The organism is Duganella zoogloeoides (assembly GCF_034479515.1).
Taxonomy (GTDB): Bacteria; Pseudomonadota; Gammaproteobacteria; order Burkholderiales; family Burkholderiaceae_D; genus Rugamonas; species Rugamonas zoogloeoides.
The window spans coordinates 4375736-4394309 of record NZ_CP140152.1 but is presented as its reverse complement, the minus strand read 5'-3'; the positions used below and the strand labels follow the sequence as shown (position 1 = coordinate 4394309).

Annotated in this window: 17 protein-coding genes; 12 read left to right on the top strand and 5 right to left on the bottom strand. The window is 62.6% G+C overall.

Annotated elements, in window-relative coordinates; genetic code table 11:
* Positions 1-85: 85 nt before the first annotated feature.
* The 6 genes from prpC (at position 86) to SR858_RS19420 (ending at position 9450) form a co-directional block, all read left to right on the top strand.
* Positions 86-1234: a bifunctional 2-methylcitrate synthase/citrate synthase gene (gene prpC, locus SR858_RS19445; RefSeq protein WP_026637293.1), complete on the top strand. Its 1149-nt coding sequence runs from the start codon at positions 86-88 to the stop codon at positions 1232-1234.
* Positions 1235-1245: 11 nt separating this feature from the next.
* Entirely contained in the window at positions 1246-3843 is a 2598-nt protein-coding gene (acnD, locus tag SR858_RS19440; RefSeq protein WP_019921892.1) for a Fe/S-dependent 2-methylisocitrate dehydratase AcnD, read from the top strand.
* A gap of 5 nt (positions 3844-3848) precedes the next feature.
* Positions 3849-5054, top strand: a complete 1206-nt coding sequence (gene prpF / locus SR858_RS19435) for a 2-methylaconitate cis-trans isomerase PrpF (RefSeq protein WP_019921893.1) — start codon at positions 3849-3851, stop codon at positions 5052-5054.
* 98 nt (positions 5055-5152) lie between these two features.
* Positions 5153-5461: a DUF485 domain-containing protein gene (locus tag SR858_RS19430; protein WP_026637295.1), complete on the top strand. Its 309-nt coding sequence runs from the start codon at positions 5153-5155 to the stop codon at positions 5459-5461.
* Entirely contained in the window at positions 5458-7134 is a 1677-nt protein-coding gene (locus SR858_RS19425) for a cation acetate symporter (protein ID WP_019921895.1), read from the top strand. Before SR858_RS19430 ends, SR858_RS19425 begins: the two co-directional genes overlap by 4 nt.
* Before the next feature lie 159 nt (positions 7135-7293).
* A complete protein-coding gene (locus SR858_RS19420) occupies positions 7294-9450 on the top strand; it encodes a putative bifunctional diguanylate cyclase/phosphodiesterase (protein ID WP_019921896.1) in 2157 nt (718 codons plus the stop codon).
* Positions 9451-9453: 3 nt separating this feature from the next.
* Here the strand turns inward: SR858_RS19420 and xth are convergent, their stop codons facing one another.
* A complete protein-coding gene (xth, locus tag SR858_RS19415; RefSeq protein WP_026637296.1) occupies positions 9454-10218 on the bottom strand; it encodes an exodeoxyribonuclease III in 765 nt (254 codons plus the stop codon).
* A gap of 570 nt (positions 10219-10788) precedes the next feature.
* Between xth and SR858_RS19410 the strand changes: the two genes are divergently transcribed.
* The 3 genes from SR858_RS19410 to SR858_RS19400 are packed head-to-tail and all read left to right on the top strand — an operon-like array spanning position 10789 to position 11788.
* Entirely contained in the window at positions 10789-11067 is a 279-nt protein-coding gene (locus SR858_RS19410; protein ID WP_322533775.1) for a hypothetical protein, read from the top strand.
* Between the two features lie 8 nt (positions 11068-11075).
* The gene (locus SR858_RS19405) at positions 11076-11267 is read left to right on the top strand and encodes a DUF1653 domain-containing protein (protein WP_019921899.1); all 192 of its coding nucleotides are present in this window, start codon (positions 11076-11078) and stop codon (positions 11265-11267) included.
* Positions 11268-11326: 59 nt separating this feature from the next.
* Complete coding sequence (locus SR858_RS19400; protein WP_154819932.1) at positions 11327-11788, top strand: hypothetical protein; 462 nt, start codon at positions 11327-11329, stop codon at positions 11786-11788.
* 47 nt (positions 11789-11835) lie between these two features.
* Here the strand turns inward: SR858_RS19400 and SR858_RS19395 are convergent, their stop codons facing one another.
* Positions 11836-13338: a leucyl aminopeptidase gene (locus SR858_RS19395; protein ID WP_019921901.1), complete on the bottom strand. Its 1503-nt coding sequence runs from the start codon at positions 13336-13338 to the stop codon at positions 11836-11838.
* A 125-nt stretch (positions 13339-13463) separates the two neighbouring features.
* Here SR858_RS19395 and lptF point away from each other — a divergent pair, with 125 nt between their 5' ends.
* The 3 genes from lptF to SR858_RS19380 are packed head-to-tail and all read left to right on the top strand — an operon-like array spanning position 13464 to position 16138.
* On the top strand, positions 13464-14603 hold the full coding sequence (gene lptF / locus SR858_RS19390) for an LPS export ABC transporter permease LptF (protein WP_026637299.1): 1140 nt from the start codon (positions 13464-13466) through the stop codon (positions 14601-14603).
* Positions 14600-15769 (top strand): LPS export ABC transporter permease LptG, encoded by a 1170-nt coding sequence (lptG, locus tag SR858_RS19385; protein ID WP_019921903.1) that lies wholly within the window; start codon positions 14600-14602, stop codon positions 15767-15769. Before lptF ends, lptG begins: the two co-directional genes overlap by 4 nt.
* Positions 15770-16138 (top strand): sirohydrochlorin chelatase, encoded by a 369-nt coding sequence (locus SR858_RS19380; RefSeq protein ID WP_019921904.1) that lies wholly within the window; start codon positions 15770-15772, stop codon positions 16136-16138.
* Between the two features lie 13 nt (positions 16139-16151).
* Here the strand turns inward: SR858_RS19380 and SR858_RS19375 are convergent, their stop codons facing one another.
* The 3 genes from SR858_RS19375 to cobA are packed head-to-tail and all read right to left on the bottom strand — an operon-like array spanning position 16152 to position 18520.
* A complete protein-coding gene (locus SR858_RS19375; protein WP_019921905.1) occupies positions 16152-16928 on the bottom strand; it encodes a glutaminyl-peptide cyclotransferase in 777 nt (258 codons plus the stop codon).
* 10 nt (positions 16929-16938) lie between these two features.
* Complete coding sequence (locus SR858_RS19370; RefSeq protein ID WP_019921906.1) at positions 16939-17703, bottom strand: hypothetical protein; 765 nt, start codon at positions 17701-17703, stop codon at positions 16939-16941.
* Positions 17704-17758: 55 nt separating this feature from the next.
* Positions 17759-18520, bottom strand: coding sequence for a uroporphyrinogen-III C-methyltransferase (gene cobA / locus SR858_RS19365; RefSeq protein WP_019921907.1), 762 nt, complete (start codon positions 18518-18520; stop codon positions 17759-17761).
* Positions 18521-18574: the final 54 nt, after the last annotated feature.

Genomic DNA, 18574 nt, shown 5'->3' with positions numbered 1-18574 from the left:
CAATATCGTCGCTTTCGCGCCGGCGCAATGCATGCTCAGCATGGATTCCCGCCTGCGCGGGAATGACGGATACCAGGAGATCATCATGACCGACACTACCACTTTCAAACCCAAGAAATCCGTCGCCCTCTCCGGCGTGGCGGCCGGCAACACCGCGCTGTGCTCCGTCGGCAAGACCGGCAATGACCTGCACTACCGTGGCTACGACATCCTGGACCTGGCCACCACCAGCGAGTTCGAGGAAATCGCCTACCTGCTGGTGCACGGCAAGCTGCCCAACGGGGGGGAGCTGCGCGGCTACAAGGCCAAACTGCGCTCGCTGCGCGGCCTGCCGCAGGCGGTCAAGTCCGCGCTCGAAGCATTGCCGGCCGCCGCCCACCCGATGGACGTGATGCGCACCGGCGCTTCGGTGCTCGGCTGCGTGCTGCCGGAAAAGGACGACCACAATGTGCCCGGCGCGCGCGACATCGCCGACCGCCTGATGGCGTCGTTCGGCTCGATGCTGCTGTACTGGTACCACTACAGCCATAACGGCAAGCGCATCGAGGTGGAAACCGACGACGATTCGATCGGCGGTCACTTCCTGCACCTGCTGCACGGCTTCAAGCCGCCCGAGAGCTGGGTGCGCGCCATGCACACGTCGCTAATCCTGTACGCCGAACACGAATTCAACGCGTCCACCTTCACCGGCCGCGTGATCGCGGGTACGGGTTCGGACATGCACTCGGCCATTACCGGCGCCATCGGCGCACTGCGCGGTCCCAAGCACGGCGGCGCCAACGAGTTCGCGTTCGAAATCCAGAAGCGCTACGAAAATGCAGACGAGGCGGAAGCCGACATCCGCAACCGCGTGGCTAACAAGGAAGTGGTGATCGGCTTCGGCCATCCCGTGTACACGATTTCCGATCCGCGCAACGTGGTGATCAAGGAAGTGGCGCGCCAGCTGTCGCAGGACGGCGGCTCGATGAAAATGTTCGACATTGCCGAGCGCCTGGAAACCGTGATGTGGGACGTGAAAAAAATGTTCCCCAACCTGGACTGGTTCTCGGCCGTGTCGTACCACATGATGGGCGTGCCCACCGCGATGTTCACGCCGCTGTTCGTCATTTCGCGCACGTCCGGCTGGGCCGCGCACGTGATCGAGCAGCGCATCGACAACAAGATCATCCGCCCCAGCGCCAACTACGTCGGCCCCGAAGACCTGCAATTCGTGCCGATCAAGGACCGTTCGTAATGACTACGCCGATGAACACGCAATACCGCAAACCGCTGCCTGGCACCACGCTCGACTACTTCGACGCGCGCGCCGCCGTCGATGCCATTCAAAACGGCGCCTGGGCCGGGCTGCCCTACACCTCGCGCGTGCTGGCCGAAAACCTGGTGCGCCGCTGCGACCCCGCCACGCTCAATGCGTCGCTGGGGCAGCTGATCGAACGCCGCCGCGACCTCGATTTCCCGTGGTTCCCGGCGCGCGTGGTCTGCCACGACATCCTCGGTCAGACCGCGCTGGTGGACCTGGCCGGCCTGCGCGACGCCATCGCCCTGCAGGGCGGCGATCCGGCGCTGGTCAACCCGGTGGTACCAACCCAGCTGGTGGTCGATCATTCGCTGGCGGTGGAGTGCGGCGGCTTCGATCCCGAGGCCTTTACTAAAAACCGCGCCATCGAGGACCGCCGCAACGAGGACCGGTTCCACTTCATCGACTGGACCAAGAAGGCGTTCAAGAATGTCGATGTGATCCCGCCCGGTAACGGCATCCTGCACCAGATCAACCTCGAGCGCATGTCGCCCGTGATCCAGGCGCAGGACGGCGTGGCCTTTCCAGATACATTGGTCGGCACCGATTCGCACACGCCGATGGTCGATGCGCTGGGTGTGATCGCCATTGGCGTGGGCGGCCTGGAAGCGGAGAGCGTGATGCTGGGCCGCGCCTCGTGGATGCGCCTGCCCGACATCATCGGCGTGGAGCTGACCGGCAAACCGGGGCCAGGCATTACCGCCACCGACACCGTGCTGGCGCTGACGCAATTCCTGCGCCAGCAAAAAGTGGTGTCGTCGTACCTGGAGTTCTACGGTGAAGGCGCCGCCCACCTCACGCTCGGCGACCGCGCCACCATCTCCAACATGGCGCCCGAGTATGGCTCCACCGCCGCCATGTTCTACATCGACGAGCAGACCATCAAGTACCTGCGCCTGACGGGCCGCGAGGAGGAAACCGTCAACCTGGTGGAGACCTATGCGAAACAGGCCGGCCTGTGGGCCGACGCGCTGGCCACCGCGCGGTACGAGCGCGTATTGACATTCGACCTGTCGTCGGTGGTGCGCAATATCGCCGGGCCATCGAACCCGCACAGCCGCGTGCCCACGTCGGAACTGGCAGCACGCGGCATCAGCGGCGTGGTGGAAAACGAACCGGGCCTGATGCCCGACGGCGCCTGCATCATCGCGGCCATTACCAGCTGCACCAACACCAACAACCCGCGCAACATGATCGCCGCCGGCCTGCTGGCCCGCAATGCCAACGCGCGCGGCCTGACACGCAAGCCATGGGTCAAGTCGTCGCTGGCGCCTGGCTCCAAGACCGTCACGCTGTACCTGGAAGCGGCGGGACTGATGCCCGAGTTGGAGCAACTGGGCTTTGGCGTGGTGGCTTACGCCTGCACGTCGTGCAATGGCATGTCCGGCGCGCTCGATCCCGTGATCCAGCAGGAGGTCATCGCGCGCGACCTGTACGCTACCGCCGTCCTGTCGGGCAACCGCAATTTCGATGGCCGCATCCACCCGTATGCCAAGCAGGCCTTTTTGGCCTCGCCGCCGCTGGTGGTGGCATATGCGATTGCCGGCACCATCCGCTTCGATATCGAAAAAGACGTGCTGGGCGTGGATGCCGCCGGCTGTCCGGTCAAGTTGGCCGACATCTGGCCGTCGGACGCCGAGATCGACGCCGTGGTCGCGGCCAGTGTGAAACCCGAACAGTTCCGCAAGGTGTACATCCCGATGTTCGCGCGCGAGGTTGACGACGGCGCGGCAGTGAGCCCGCTGTACGACTGGCGCCCGCAAACGACCTACATCCGCCGCCCGCCGTACTGGGAAGGCGCGCTCGCTGGCGCGCGGTCGCTGACCGGCATGCGTCCGCTAGCGCTGCTCGGCGATAACATCACTACCGACCACCTGTCGCCGTCGAACGCCATCATGGCCGACAGCGCCGCCGGCGAGTACCTGGCCAAAATGGGTCTGCCGGAAGAAGACTTCAACTCTTACGCCACCCATCGCGGCGACCACCTGACCGCGCAGCGCGCCACGTTCGCCAACCCCACCCTGAAAAACGAGATGGTGCGCGGCGCGGACGGCAAAGTCATCGCCGGTTCGCTGGCGCGGGTGGAGCCGGAAGGCACCGTCACGCGCATGTGGGAAGCCATCGAAACCTACATGGAGCGCAAGCAGCCGCTGATCGTGGTGGCTGGCGCCGACTACGGCCAGGGTTCCTCGCGCGACTGGGCCGCCAAGGGCGTGCGCCTGGCCGGCGTGGAAGCGATTGCCGCCGAAGGCTTCGAACGCATCCACCGCACCAACCTGGTGGGCATGGGCGTGTTGCCGCTGGAGTTCACGCCCGGCGTCAACCGCCTGACGCTGGCGCTGGACGGTACCGAAACCTACGACGTGGTGGGTGAGCGCACACCGCGCGCCATGCTCACGCTGGTGATCCATCGCCGCAACGGAGAGCGGGTGGAAACGCCGGTGATCTGCCGGCTCGACACCCAGGAAGAAGTCTCGATCTACGAAGCGGGCGGTGTGCTGCAGCGCTTTGCCCAGGATTTCCTGCAACAGCATAAAACAGCATAGGCCGCATGATGACCCAGCAAACGAAGATTCCCGCCACCTATATGCGTGGCGGCACCAGCAAGGGCGTGTTCTTCCGCCTGCAAGACCTGCCGCTTGACGCGCAAACCCCGGGCGCGGCGCGCGACGCGCTGCTGCTGCGCGTGGTCGGCAGCCCCGACCTCTACGGCAAACAGATCGACGGCATGGGCAACGGCACGTCGAGCACCAGCAAGGCTGTCATCGTGTCGCCGGCCACCAGGCCGGATCACGACGTCGACTACCTGTTCGGCCAGGTCGCCATCGACCGGCCGTTCGTGGACTGGAGCGGCAACTGCGGCAACCTGTCGGCCGCCGTGGGTGCATTTGCGATTCAGTCAGGCCTGCTCGATGCCGCGCGCGTGCCGAAGGACGGCGTGGCCGTGGTGCGCATCTGGCAGGCCAATATCGGCAAGACCATCATCGCCCATATTCCGATGACCGGCGGCCAAGTGCAGGAACTGGGCGACTTCGAACTCGATGGCGTGACCTTCCCGGCGGCGGAAGTGGTGCTTGAATTCCTCGACCCGGCGGCGGACGAGGAGGGCAATGGCGCCCATAGCACCAATAGCACCAATAGCACCAACAGCGCCATGTTCCCCACCGGGCGCGTGATCGACGACCTCGAGGTGCCCGGCATCGGCACGCTGCGGGCCACCATGATCAACGCCGGCATCCCCACCATCTTCATCGAGGCGCAGGCGGTGGGCTGCACCGGCACCGAACTGCAGGACGCGATCAATGGCGATGCACGCGCACTGGCCATGTTCGAAACCATCCGCACGCACGGCGCCGTGCGCATGGGCCTGGTGCAAACCCTGGAGCAGGCCGCACAACGCCAGCACACGCCCAAGGTGGCTTTCGTGGCGCCGCCGGTGTCGTACACGGCATCTGGCGGCAGGCAGGTTCACGCGGGCGACATCGACCTGCTGGTACGCGCGCTTTCGATGGGCAAACTCCACCACGCCATGATGGGTACTGCCGCCGTGGCCATCGGCGCGGCTGCTGCCATTCCCGGCACGCTGGTCAACCTGGCCGCCGGCGGCGGCGAACGCGCTGCCGTGCGCTTCGGCCATCCGTCGGGTACCCTGCGCGTGGGCGCCGCTGCGGTGCAAAAAGATGGCGAGTGGAGCGTGGTGAAAGCGGTGATGAGCCGCAGCGCGCGCATCCTGATGGAAGGATGGGTGAGGGCGTAAGTAATAACAGTGCGTGTAAGCCAGCGGTAAGTCTCGCAGCTTATTGTGGGTTCAAGCTCAGCTAAATGGGCAGGTTCCTCAATAAATGGAGACAGATGATGCATGACGATTTGGTTCAAAAAATCAAAGCCGACCCCAATTACCATAAACTGGTCAAGGCGCGCTCCCGGTTCGGCTGGATACTGACCGCGCTGATGATGGTGGTCTATTACGGCTACATCCTCCTGATCGCGTTCGACAAAGAACTGCTGGCTGCCAAAACCGGCGATGGCGTGATGACCTGGGGCATGCCGATCGGCCTGTTCGTGATCGTCTTCACCGTCATCATTACCGGCATCTACGTGCGTCGCGCCAACCGCGAATACGACGATCTCACCACCGCCATCGCCGCACGGGTGAAAGCATGAGCGCCTCGAACCGTCAACTGGCGGTGGTCGCTTCCGCATTGATCGGCGCCGCAGTCAGCGGCGTCGTGTACGCCGCCGGCGGCGACCTGGGCCAGGCTACCAAGCAGGCCACCAACTGGACCGCGATCGCCATGTTCGGCGTCTTCGTGGTCTTCACGCTGTGGGTCACCAAGTGGGCTGCCGCCAAGACCAAGTCGGCCGCCGACTTCTACACCGCCGGTGGCGGCATCACCGGTTTCCAGAACGGTCTGGCGATTGCCGGCGACTTCATGTCGGCAGCCTCGTTCCTCGGCATCTCCGCCGCAGTGTTCCTGAACGGTTACGATGGCCTGATCTACGCCATCGGCTTCCTGGTCGGCTGGCCCGTCATCACGTTCCTGATGGCAGAGCGCCTGCGCAACCTGGGCCGCTTCACCTTTGCCGACGTTGCCGCTTACCGCTTCGCGCAAAAGCCGATCCGCATTTTCGCCGCCTCCGGCACCCTGGTGGTGGTGGCGTTCTACCTGATCGCGCAGATGGTCGGCGCCGGGCAGTTGATCAAGCTGCTGTTCGGCCTCGAATACTGGATCGCGGTCGTCCTGGTTGGTACCTTGATGATGATTTACGTGCTGTTCGGCGGCATGACCGCTACCACCTGGGTGCAGATCATCAAGGCCGTGATGCTGCTGGGCGGTGCGAGCTTCATGGCGCTGGCCGTGCTGGCGCAGTTCAGCTTCAGCCCTGAAAAACTGTTTGCCAAGGCCGTGGAAGTTCACGCCAACAAGGATGCCATCATGGGTCCGGGCACGTTCATCAAGGATCCGATTTCGGCGATCTCGTTCGGCATGGCGCTGATGTTCGGTACCGCCGGCTTGCCGCACATCCTGATGCGCTTCTTCACCGTCCCGAACGCGAAAGAAGCACGCAAATCGGTGCTGTGGGCCACCACTTGGATCGGCTACTTCTACATCCTGACCTTCATTATCGGTTTCGGCGCCATCGTTCTGGTCGGCACCAACCCGGACTTCAAGGATGCTGCCGGCAAGCTCCTGGGCGGTAACAATATGGCAGCGGTGCACCTGGCCAAGGCCGTGGGCGGCGACGTCTTCCTGGGCTTCATTTCGGCCGTGGCATTTGCCACCATCCTGGCGGTGGTTGCGGGCCTGACCCTGTCCGGCGCGTCGGCGGTATCGCACGATATCTACGCCACCGTGATCAAGAAGGGCAAGGCCACCGGCGCCGACGAACTGCGCGTCTCGAAAATCACCACCATCGCGCTCGGTATCGTCGCCGTAGTGCTGGGCATCGTGTTCGAGAAGCAGAACATCGCGTTCATGGTTTCGCTGGCATTTGCAATCGCCGCTTCGGCCAACTTCCCTGTGCTGTTCATGTCGGTGTTGTGGAAAGACTGCACCACCCGTGGCGCGACCGTCGGGGGCTTCCTCGGCCTGTTCACCGCAGTGGGACTGACCGTGGTGTCGAAGTCGGTATGGGTGGATGTGTTCGGCAAGGCCGAGCCGTTGTTCCCGTACGCGTCGCCGGCCATCTTCTCGATGGCGGTCGGCTTCATCGGCATCTGGCTGTTCTCGATCACCGACAAGGGCCCGCGCGCGCGCATCGACCGTGACGGCTTTGAAGCACAGACCGTGCGTTCGGAAACCGGTATCGGCGCGGACGGTGCCAGCGGCCACTGATGTAGCATCGACAAAAGAGCTGTTGTAACGACAATGCCCGGTATTTACCGGGCATTGTCGTTTTATCTTGTTTTAACTGCCCCAAATCGCTGGAGATGGTTTAACATCTGTCAACTAACAATAATAAGTTGTCATGTTTGTCGATCTTTCAGGGGCCTTATGTTGACCAATACGGATTTTGTCGCCGGCGCGCTGGCGCTGATCGGCGTCCCCGCCTGCGCTTTTGGCGTGGACGGCACGGTCATGGCTGCCAACGCGGAACTGGTCACCCTGCTCGGACGAGATCCGTGCGGCGCAGGCGTGGACCAGCTGTTTACGCTGCACGTGCGCGAGGCCAGCGTGGCTCTGCTGGCAAGCGCCATGCCCGGCGTGCGCTGGGATACCTACCTGACGCCCGCCAGCGGCCACTATTTTGCGGTGCAGGCATGGGTCAAACCGCTGCCGGCCGGGGCGCAAGTGCAGGGCGCGACCATCGTCTTCAACGACATCAGCGACGTGCGGCGCGACCAGCGCGCGCTGCACAACGCGCTGCTGGAAAACCAGGCCATCCTCGACAGTGCGGTGCTCGGCATCTCGGTGGTGGAGGAAGGGCGCAACCTGCACTGCAATACCAAGATGGAAGAACTGTTCGGCTATCCGCCGGGCGGCATGAACAACCTCAGTGTGCAGGCCTTCTATGCCGACAAGGATGCCTGGCAGGCGGCGCGCGCCGAGACCATGCGCGACTTCACGGCCGGCCGCATCAACGTTTCCGAGTACGAGCTGGTACGCCGCGACGGCACGGTGTTCTGGGCGCGCCTGTCGGGCCGCCCATTCGATCTGGCCCACCCGCGTGGCCGCTCGGTATGGCTGGTGGACGATATCACCGCGCGGCGCGAGGCCGCCGAGGCGGTGAGCCGCGCGCGTGACGAGTTGGAAGTGCGGGTGCTCGAGCGCACCGCCGAACTGGCCGGCGCCAACGCCCTGCTGCAGGGCGAGATCATCGAGCGCCGCCAGGCCGAGGCCCGCGTGCATCACATGGCGTACCACGACAGCCTGACCGGCCTGCCCAACCGCGCGCTGTTGTCGGACCGGCTCGACCGCGCCATGCTTAATGCCCAGCGCTCGCAGCGCCAACTGGCCGTGATGTTTATCGACCTCGATCGCTTCAAGACCATCAACGATTCGCTCGGCCACATGACCGGCGACCAGCTGCTCAAGGAAGTGGCCAACCGCCTGTGCTGCGCGGTGCGCGGTAGCGATACCGTGGCGCGCCTGGGCGGCGACGAGTTCGTGGTGCTGTTGCCGGGCATCGCCGCCCCGGTTGAAGCGAGCGCGGTGGCCGAGCAGATCATCGCCGCGCTCGATGAGAGCTTCCCGCTCGACGGGCGCCAGCTGCACATCACGCCATCGATCGGCATTTGCATCTATCCCGACGATGGCGCCGATGTCGCCACGCTGATGCGCAACGCGGACACCGCGATGTACCACGCCAAGGCCACCGGCAGGAACAATTACCAGTACTTCCAGCCGGTGATGAACCAGGCCGCGGCCCAGTATTTCGAACTCGAATCGAACCTGCGCAACGCGCTCGCGCGCGACCAGTTCTCGCTGCACTTCCAGCCCATCATCGATATCGGCACGCGCCGCCTGCACGCGATGGAGGTGCTGCTGCGCTGGCGCCGGGACGAGCATGACCTGGTGCTGCCCGACAGCTTCATTCCCATCATCGAGGACAATGGTCTGATCGTGCCGATCGGCGAATGGGTGATCCGCCAGGCGTGCGAGCAAAGCATGGCATGGCTGCGTGCGGGCTTGCAGCCGGTTCCGCTGGCGGTGAATCTGTCGGCGCGCCAGTTTACGCATGGCGCCCTGGTGGCGACGGTGCGGCGCATCCTCGACGAAACCGGCATCGATCCGGCACTGCTGGAATTTGAGATTACCGAGACGGCGCTGATGCAGCACGGCGAACATACCCAGGAAATCCTCGAACAGATCAATGCCATGGGCATCCGCCTGTCGATCGACGATTTCGGCACCGGTTACTCGAGCCTGGCCTATTTGAAGCGTTTCCCGGTCAAGAAGATCAAGATCGACCGCGCGTTCATCAAGGATTTGCCCAACAGCGCCGAGGACCGCGCCATCGTGGCGGCCATCATCGCCCTGTCGGGCAGCTTGCAGCTGTCGGTGGTGGCGGAAGGGGTGGAGAACGAAAGCCAGTACGCGCTGTTGCAGCGCCATGGCTGCCAGTTCGCCCAGGGCTTCCTGTTCTCGGAACCGGCGCCGGACCACGAAGTGCGGTTGCTGCTGCCGCGCCTCGATGCGGCGCTGGCATAAGCGTTACTCGATGGTGGCGATCACCGGAGTATGGTCGGACGGCTGCTCCCATTTGCGCGGGGTACGGTCGATCACGCAAGCGGTGCAGCGCTGCGCCAGCGCCGGCGACAGCAGGATGTGATCGATACGCAGACCTTTATTGAGGCGGAAGCCCAGGCCGCGGTAGTCCCACCAGCTGAACGATTTTTCTGGTTGCTCGAACAGGCGGAAGGCATCGGCCAGGCCGATGTCGAGCAAACGGCGCAAGGCGGCGCGCTCCGGTTCCGACACGTGCACTTGGCCTTCCCACGCTGCCGGATCGTGGACGTCGCGGTCTTCGGGGGCGATGTTGTAGTCGCCCAGTACTGCCAGTTGCGGATGCTGCGCAGCTTCCTCGCCGATCCAGCGGTGGAAGGCGTCGAGCCAGCCCATCTTGTACTGATATTTCTCGGAGCCAACGCTCTGGCCGTTGGGGACGTAGGCGCAGACAATCCGCATGCCGCCGATGGTTGCCGCCAGAATCCGCTGTTGCGGATCGTCCAAATGCGGATTGTTCTTGACTACATCGTTGATAGGCAATTTTGACAAAATAGCCACACCATTGTAAGTTTTTTGCCCGGTGTAGGCGACGTGGTAGCCAGCCGCCTCAATCTGGGCGGACGGAAACTTGTCGTCAGTTAATTTTGTTTCCTGGATGCAGAGCACATCTGTTGGATTTGCCTCTAGCCATGCCATAACGTGCGGCAGTCTTACGTTCAGTGAGTTAACATTCCATGTAGCTAATTTCATCACTAGTTAATGTCCTTGAAGAATTGTGGGCGCGGCGTTGCGCGGTCAGTGGCGCATCTTACCGCAATCGGATTTAACAGATGAGGTTGTCTTAGTAGCAGCAGTCATGACGATTTTTCTAAGAAATTATGGAATAACACTTCGCAATCTCGTTCCCAGCGCCTAAAATGTTGCAGAAATTGTGAAATGCTAAAAAAATTGCCAAATTTGTCTCTTAGTTATCAAAACTGAATCAACGGTGCGCGACAAAATAGCAAATAAGAAATATACTGTTACAAAATTAAGTCAAAACTAGTGTTGCCGCTAAGCAACCTCAATTTAGCAATATTCCTTTATATTGGCTATTGGGTCAGTGCAATAAATGGTACTATAAGGAAATATCTTGTAGTTTTAACAGTGAATTGCGCGTAGCGCATTTGCAAAGGAATAAAAATGCGAGCTGCATTTGAGGCATGGGCACAACGCGACGGACATATCGTTCGCCGTCGAGAAGATAAACCGGAAGAGTATCTGGTTTTTGAAACGCAACGTCGCTGGGTGATCTGGCAAGCTGCGTTGGAGCATGGCAAATTGCCCGGCGGTCGTAAGACTGCTGCGCAAAAAGAAGCTGCTGCTGCCGAAAAGCGCGCTGCCGAGGCGCTGCAACGCGGCCCGGCAGTGAGCCAGGACGAAGCTGCCGTGCGTAACCAGGTGCTCAACGAGGTGCTCGATGCATTCTCGTCGCTGGGCGGCCAGGGGGGCATGGACGACATCCTGAAAGTCGTCAACGACTTGAAGAAAAAGCAGCAGGAGCAGGCCAGCGAGCGCGCTTCGGTCGCCACCAAGTCGGCAGCTACCCAGAACGCCTGATCGTACCGATGACGCGTTACCGGCATTACAAGGGCGGCCTCTACGAGCTGGTGTGCGAGGCTACCCTGGAAGCGGACTTGAGCACCATGATCGTCTACCGCGCTGCGGATGGATCGATCTGGTGCCGTCCTGCCTCCGTGTTTTTCGAGCTGATCGAGGTTGATGGCGTCAAAGTGCAACGCTTTACGCCTCTTGATTAAGAGAATCAATTTTCATTGGTCTTGATACACTGTCCCGGACTCCATTACCGAGACCGACCATGTATTTCCGTCCTCCTGCACGCGTGTACGTCAATGCACTATCTGCACTGGCTGTGCTGTCCAGTGCCGGCTGCGCTTCGCTGAGCGAACCCACCGAACAAACTGTGCTGGTGCAAACCGTGCTCGACCATCGCCAGATCGGCGGTGTGGGCTGCGTGCTGTACAACGACGCCGGCAAGTGGTTCGTGACCACGCCGGGCCGCGTCACCTTGCGCAAGAGCTCGACGCCTTTGCGCATCGACTGCAAGAAGGAGGGCGCGGGCTGGGCCTACGAGCGCGTCGATCCCAGGCCCAATGGCAACTTGTGGGGCAACCTGATCCTGACGGCTGGCGTCGGCTACTTCATCGACCAGAATACCGGCGCCGGTTACGATTTTCCATCGACGCTGACGGTCATCATGCGCCCCGCTGAAGAGCGCGACGAATTGCCGCCGCCATCACCGGGCGTGACGCTGTACTGACGTAAAAAAGGCAGACCGAAGTCTGCCTTTTTGCTGTGCGTCGCCGATTAGCCGCGTGTCGTACGATTGATCAGGAAGTTCGACAGCAGCGGCACCGGACGGCCGGTGGCGCCCTTGGCACCGCCCGATTTCCAGGCCGTGCCGGCGATGTCGAGGTGCGCCCAGGTGTACTTGCGGGTGAAGTTCTCGAGGAACGCCGCTGCCGTGCAAGACGCGCCGCCCGGGGTGCCGATGTTGGCCAGGTCGGCGAAGTTGGACTTCAGCTGCTCGTTGTACTCTTCGCCGATCGGCAGGCGCCACGCGGTGTCGCCCGCGGCTTTGCCGGCAGCCATGATCTCGTCGGCCAGCGCATTGTGGGCGTCGTCGTCGCGGGTGAACAGGCCGCTCTTGTGGTGGCCCAGCGCCACGATGCAGGCACCGGTGAGCGTGGCCACGTCCAGCACCACGGCCGGGTTGAAGCGCTCGGCGTAGGTCAACGCGTCGCACAGGACCAAGCGGCCTTCGGCGTCGGTGTTGAGGATTTCGATGGTCAGGCCGTTCATCGACGCGACGATGTCGCCCGGCTTGGTGGCGCGGCCCGACGGCATGTTCTCGCAGCTGGCGATCACGCCGATCACGTTGAGTTTCAGGTTCATCTCGCCGATGGCGCGCATGGTGCCCAGCACCGAAGCGGCGCCGCCCATGTCGTACTTCATCTCGTCCATGCCGGGACCGGCTTTGAGCGAAATGCCGCCGGTGTCGAAGGTGATGCCTTTACCGACCAGCACCACCGGCGCATCCTTGGCCTTGCCGCCCATGTGCTTGATGATGATGAACTTCGGCGGCTGCTCGCTGCCGTTGGTGACCGACAGGAAGCTGTTCATCTTCAGCGCTTCGAGCTGTTTGCGGTCCAGGACTTCGACGTCGAATTTGTAGTCCTTGCCCAGCTTCTTGGCGGTGTTGGCCAGATGGGTAGGGGTGCAGATATTGGCGGACAGGTTGCCCAGTTCCTTGGTCAGGTCCATGCCGTTGGCGATCGCCACGGCCTGCGCCAGTGCCAGCTTGGTGTCGGGGGTGGCTGGCACGGCCAGCGCGACCTTCTTGACGCCTGCAGGCGCCGGATCCTTCTTGCTCTTTTGGCCGTCGGTGCGGAACACGGCTTCGTGACCGGTTTGCACCACGCAGCGGATCGCCCAATTGACGTCGCGCTCTTTCACTTCGGTCATCGGCAGTGCGATAATAGCGTCGCTCGCGCCCAGGGCGCCGAAGGCCTTGATGGCGGCCGACACGCCGCTGGCGAAGCTTTTCTCGCTCACGGCTTCTTCACTACCCAGGCCCACCAGCAGCACGCGCTCGGCGGCCACGCCTTGCACGCCGCGCAGCAGCAGGGTGGTGCCGGCCTTGCCGGTGATGTCGCCGGACTTGAGCGCAGCCGAGATTTCACCGGAACCATCGAGGGCCTTGGCCGCTTGCGAAAGCTTCTTGTTCTCGAAGACCGCGACGGCCACTACCCCGGTTTTTGCCGAGGCGATGGTGTTCTTTGTGTCGAATGCTTTTATGCTAAAGTCCATTTGATTCTCCGTGACGTGTGCGAATTTCCAGCCTGTCTTGGGTGTTTCGCCAGGCTGTTACTTTTAATTTTTTGGCCCTGTAATGAGCTATTACCCAAGCCATAACCACCAATTATAAACTTCGAATGATTTTTCAACGCGCCCTCCGACGAGAAATGGCCGCTGCGGCCGGCACCACCTTCACGGTGCTCTTCAGCGTCAGCGTGACCTGGACCCTGATCGGCATCCTCGGCAAGGCCGCCGGCGGCAAGGTCGATTCCGGCGACGTGCTGGCGCTGATCATGTTCGCGACCGTCAATTATCTGCCCACCATCCTCATCCTCACCAGTTTTATTTCGGTGCTGATGGTGGTCACGCGCACCTATCGCGATTCCGAAATGGTGGTGTGGTTTGCCTCGGGCCTGAGCCTCACGCGGTGGATCTGGCCCGTGCTCACCTTCGGCATTCCGATGGTGCTGCTCACCGCCGCCCTGAGCCTGGTGGCGGCGCCTTGGGCCAAGGAGAAAAGCTCCGAGTACGTCGAACGCTTCGCCAAGCGCGAAGACCTGCAAAAAGTCTCGCCCGGCCAGTTCCGCGAATCGTCGTCGGCCAACCGCATCTTCTTCGTGGAAGGCGTGGCCGGCGACACCTCGGTCGTGCACAACGTGTTCGTCAACACCGTCGATGAACGCGGCACCGCCGTCATCGTTGCGCGCGAAGGCGTGATCAGCACCGGCGCCAAGGGTGAGCGCTACCTGGTGCTCAAGAACGGCCGCCGCTACCAGGGCGTGCCGGGGCAGTCCGACTTCCAGACCATGGAGTTCGAGAGCTACAGCATGCGCGTGGCGAGCCAGTCGCAGGAGCTCGATCCCGACAGCGACACCGACGCCATCCCGACCATGGCGCTGTTTGCCGATACCAGCAACTCCGGCCGCGCCGAACTGCTCTCGCGTATCGCCTCGCCGCTCACCTGTTTGCTGCTGGTGCTGCTGGCCATTCCGCTGGGCTTTGTCAATCCGCGCGCCGGCAGTTCGGCCAACCTGATCATCGCGCTGCTGATCTTCTTCTCGTATAACAACCTGGTCAAGCTGATGGAAGGCGTGGTCCAGGGCGGCAAGATATCGTTCGCGCTGGGCTGGTGGCCGCTGCACCTGATCACCGCGCTGGTGGTGCTGGCCATGTTCGCCTGGCGCCTGAACCTGAACCATCCTTACCATCCGCTGGCCATGCTGGCGGCGATGAAACGCACGCGCAATGGCGCCGACAACAAGGCTGTCTCGCCATGAAAATCCTGCAACGCTATTTCGCCGTCTCGATCCTGCAGGCGGTTGCCTTCGTGCTGGTGGCCTTCCTGCTGCTGCAGGCTTTTCTCGACCTCACCGGCGAACTGCGCTCGGTCGGCAAGAACGGCTACACGCTGCAATACGCGCTGCTGTACGTGGCCGCGCGCATTCCCGGCTATGTGTACCGGGTGATGCCGGTAGCCTCGCTGATCGGCACCATCTACATCATGGCGCAGTTCGCGGCCACGTCCGAGTTCACCATCATGCGCGCGGCGTCCATGTCCACCGGCATGGTGGCGTGGATGCTGGCCAAGATCGGCATCGTGCTGGTGATTATCACCTTCATTTTCGGTGAGCTGATCACGCCCCGTACGGCGCCCATTGCCGACAAGATCAAGCTCAATTCGCGCGGCGCGGCGATTTCGTCCGAGTTCCGCTCCGGCTTGTGGACCAAGGATATCGTCAAGTCCGAGGGCATGACCGGCACCGTCACCGGTTCGCGCTTTTTCAATGTGCGCGAAGTGCGGCCCGACGGTTCGCTGGTGGACGTTAAGCTCTATGAGTTCGATAACAGCTTCCGCCTGCGTTCCATCACCGCCGCCAAGCGCGGCACCTTCCAGGGCAACAACAACTGGCTGCTGTCGGACGTCACCGAAAACATCTTCACCAATCCGGCGCTGCTCAAACCGGGCATGATCGCCAACCTGGAAAACAATTTCGGCCAGGAGTCGAGCCTGATCGAAACGCGCCATAGCGCCACCAGGGGATTGATCTCGGAAATCACGCCGCGCATCCTGGCGGTGTCCGGCGCCGACCCGGATCGCATGTCGGCCAACGAACTGCTGGTTTATACCCGCCACCTGCAGGAAAACCGCCAGGAGACCGAGCGCTTCAAGATCGCGTTCTGGAAAAAACTGTTCGACCCGCTGGCGATTTTCGTGCTGATGGCGCTGGCCCTGCCGTTCGGCTACCTGCACACCCGCAGCGGCGGCGTGAGCCTGAAAATTTTCGTCGGCATCATGATCGGCGTGAGCTTCCTGCTGGTGAATACCTTGTTCTCGCACCTTGGCGTGCTCAGTACCTGGCCCGCATTCCTGACGGCGCTGGCCCCCAGCTTGATATACCTGTTCCTGGCGCTCGGTGCGCTATGGTGGGTGGAAAGACATTAGATGACCAAGCAAGCCCTGATTTTATTTGCCCACGGCGCCCGCGCTGCATCCTGGGCTGCGCCGTTCGAACGGCTGCGCGACCTCACGCGCGCGCGCCTGCCCGAGACGCAGGTGGAACTGGCTTTCCTCGAACTGATGGAACCGCGCCTGCCCGAGATGGTGGCGCAGATGGCCGCGCAAGGCATTGCGGAAGTAACGGTGGTGCCGGTGTTTTTAGGGCAGGGCGGCCACGTGCTGCGCGACCTGCCGCTGATGGTGGAGCAGCTGCGCAGCGATCATCCGCAGCTGTCGTTCAAGGTGATAGGGGCGGCGGGGGAAGATCCGGCCGTGTTGAATGCGCTAACCGACTACTGCGTCAACGCCCTCTGAAGCGGCCTTGGTATTAACGGCGTGGTACCAGCTTGATTTCGTAGAGCTTGGGCCACAGCTTGCCGGTCACGAACAGGCGCTTTTTGGCGGCGTCGTACGCGATGCCGTTGAGGACATTGTCGGCCGCCGGGCCCTTGCCCGCTTCCGCATACAACTTGCCGAGATCGATCCAGCCGGTGATCTTGCCGGTTTTCTGGTCGATGCGGGCGATCGTGTTGGTCTGCCAGATATTGGCGAAAATTTCATCGCCCACTACTTCCAGTTCGTTGAGCTGATCGACCGCGATGCCGTCGGCCGTCACTTTGACGCGCCGCACTTCGAGGAAGGTTTTCGGGTCGAGGAAGCGCAGCGTGCTGCTGCCGTCGCTGAGCACCAGTTCCTTGCCGTTTTGCGCCAGGCCCCAGCCTTCGCCGGGGTAGGCGAATTCGTTCTTCGGTTCGAACGTTTTCAGGTCGAACACGAAGCCCGTCTGCGAGCGCCAGGTGATGCTCACCAGCGTGTCGTTCCAGTCGGTCATGCCCTCGCCGAAATACTGCGGCGGAATGTCGCGGCTTTGCAGCACCTTGCCGGTTTCCAGCTGCACCTTGCGGATGGTGGACTTGCCGTTCAGGCCCGTGCTCTCGTACAGAAAACCGTCGCGATACAGCAGGCCCTGGGTGAAGGCCTGGGCGTCGTGCGGGTAGCTGTGGACAATCTTGAAGTCGTAGGTGGGGATCGCTGCGGCTGCCGTGGCGCAGGCAGCGGTCAACACGGTGGCGAGAAGGAAGGTGGGCAGATGGTTCTGGTTCACTGGGGTATCGTTAAATGAGTGCGGCGTTCTGCAATTCGACCATGGCGTCGAGCGTGGTGCCGGGATGGGCGAATTCGGCCTCGATGCAGGCGCGCGCTTCGGCCGAGGTGATCAGCGCGGCGGCTTGCTGGCGCAACCGGTCGGCGGCGGCATGGTCGCCATAGCCTTCGAGCAGCTCCAGGATCAGCCGCACTTCGGTCATGTAGTTATACACGGTGGCCAGCAGCTCGGACATGCCGGCGTCGCCGAGCAGATCGAGCGTGGCCACGTGGGCGTTCACTTCGGCCGCATAGTCACCCAGGTGGGCGTCGGGATGCGGCAGGTAGGTGTGGGCCAGGGTGAAATCGCCGCAGGCCATCATCGACGGCAGCGCCGAGTTGGCGCATTCGCGGGCCAGGCTTGCTGGCAGGCGCTGGAACAGCTGGTACGTGTGCTGGGCGTCGCCGAGCTTGTCGTTGATGGCGCGGACGTCGTTGAACAGGTTCGCGTCGGTATCGATGTCGGCACCAGTATCGGTGCCGTCGCTGCCAGCGCCAGCGAGCAGCCGTTCGGCGTCGCGGTCGCGCAGGGCGACCAGGGCCTGGCGCGCGGGCAGGTGTTCCTCGGCCAGCTTGGCCCAGGCGTTGAGCACATACGACAGGCGCAGCGGCGCCACGTCCGAATCGCGTTCGGAGGTGGCATCGAATAACCAGATGTAGTCCTGCAGCGCGGCGTCGAACTGGCCGGCCGAGTGCGCGGTCCACGCACGGTCCAGGATGTCGTGAACATTATCCATTGCTGCCTCTGACACTGTTGGTAAGAATGGATATTCTATTACTATTTGGCGGAAGTTACGCGCGGAGTTGCTGCTGTATTGCGTCGCTGATCCGGCTTTCAAGCTGCTGGTGGCTACGCGTTTGCATGGCATCGCCGATCATCACCAGCACCGGGCCATGCGCTTCGCCCAGGCCGTGGGCCATGGCAGCGATGGTCATGCGGCGGATATGCTGGTCGGCGCGACTGACGTTTTCGATCACGACTACCGGGGTGTCGGGGCGGCGACCGCCATCGAGCAGGCGCTGCGCCGTGGCAATCGCCTCGCGCCCGCCCATGTACTGCACGAGGGTGTCGGAATCGGGGATCGCATCCTGCTCGCGTTCGTCCGGTGCGGTGGACGAGGTGAAGAACGCTACGCTGCGCGAGACGCCGCGCTTGGTCAGCGGCTGCTTGGTGGTGGCGGCGGCAGCCAGGGCGGTAGTGATGCCGGGGACCACCTCCACCTCGATACCGGCTTCCTCGAGCGCGCGCAGTTCTTCATCGGCGCGGCCGAACAGCATCGGGTCGCCGCCCTTCAGGCGCACTACCACGGCAGCCTTGTGGGCATGATCGACCAGTTGCTTGTTGATGAACTGCTGGGCGCTGGAGAGCTGGCCGCAGCGTTTGCCGACCAGGATTTTTTCGGCTTGCGGGCACAGTTCCAGCATCTCGGCCGTGACCAGGGCATCGTGCAGCACCACGTCGGCTTGCGCCAGCAGGCGCGCACCGCGCAGTGTCATGAGGTCCTGGGCGCCGGGGCCGGCGCCGATCAGGTAAACTTTTCCGAGAGTTGGCATAACAATAAATTCCTTGAATGGCTGCGCCGCAGCAGGCGGTTGAGGGGACCTCGA

What these genes read in the sequence shown, in the direction of transcription:
- prpC (WP_026637293.1), top strand. Translation starts at nt 86, where the DNA reads ATGACCGACACTACCACTTTCAAACCCAAGAAATCCGTCGCCCTCTCC.
- acnD (WP_019921892.1), top strand. Translation starts at nt 1,246, where the DNA reads ATGAACACGCAATACCGCAAACCGCTGCCTGGCACCACGCTCGACTAC.
- prpF (WP_019921893.1), top strand. Translation starts at nt 3,849, where the DNA reads ATGATGACCCAGCAAACGAAGATTCCCGCCACCTATATGCGTGGCGGC.
- SR858_RS19430 (WP_026637295.1), top strand. Translation starts at nt 5,153, where the DNA reads ATGCATGACGATTTGGTTCAAAAAATCAAAGCCGACCCCAATTACCAT.
- SR858_RS19425 (WP_019921895.1), top strand. Translation starts at nt 5,458, where the DNA reads ATGAGCGCCTCGAACCGTCAACTGGCGGTGGTCGCTTCCGCATTGATC.
- SR858_RS19420 (WP_019921896.1), top strand. Translation starts at nt 7,294, where the DNA reads ATGTTGACCAATACGGATTTTGTCGCCGGCGCGCTGGCGCTGATCGGC.
- xth (WP_026637296.1), bottom strand. Translation starts at nt 10,218, where the DNA reads ATGAAATTAGCTACATGGAATGTTAACTCACTGAACGTAAGACTGCCG.
- SR858_RS19405 (WP_019921899.1), top strand. Translation starts at nt 11,076, where the DNA reads ATGACGCGTTACCGGCATTACAAGGGCGGCCTCTACGAGCTGGTGTGC.
- SR858_RS19400 (WP_154819932.1), top strand. Translation starts at nt 11,327, where the DNA reads ATGTATTTCCGTCCTCCTGCACGCGTGTACGTCAATGCACTATCTGCA.
- SR858_RS19395 (WP_019921901.1), bottom strand. Translation starts at nt 13,338, where the DNA reads ATGGACTTTAGCATAAAAGCATTCGACACAAAGAACACCATCGCCTCG.
- lptF (WP_026637299.1), top strand. Translation starts at nt 13,464, where the DNA reads ATGATTTTTCAACGCGCCCTCCGACGAGAAATGGCCGCTGCGGCCGGC.
- lptG (WP_019921903.1), top strand. Translation starts at nt 14,600, where the DNA reads ATGAAAATCCTGCAACGCTATTTCGCCGTCTCGATCCTGCAGGCGGTT.
- SR858_RS19380 (WP_019921904.1), top strand. Translation starts at nt 15,770, where the DNA reads ATGACCAAGCAAGCCCTGATTTTATTTGCCCACGGCGCCCGCGCTGCA.
- SR858_RS19370 (WP_019921906.1), bottom strand. Translation starts at nt 17,703, where the DNA reads ATGGATAATGTTCACGACATCCTGGACCGTGCGTGGACCGCGCACTCG.
- cobA (WP_019921907.1), bottom strand. Translation starts at nt 18,520, where the DNA reads ATGCCAACTCTCGGAAAAGTTTACCTGATCGGCGCCGGCCCCGGCGCC.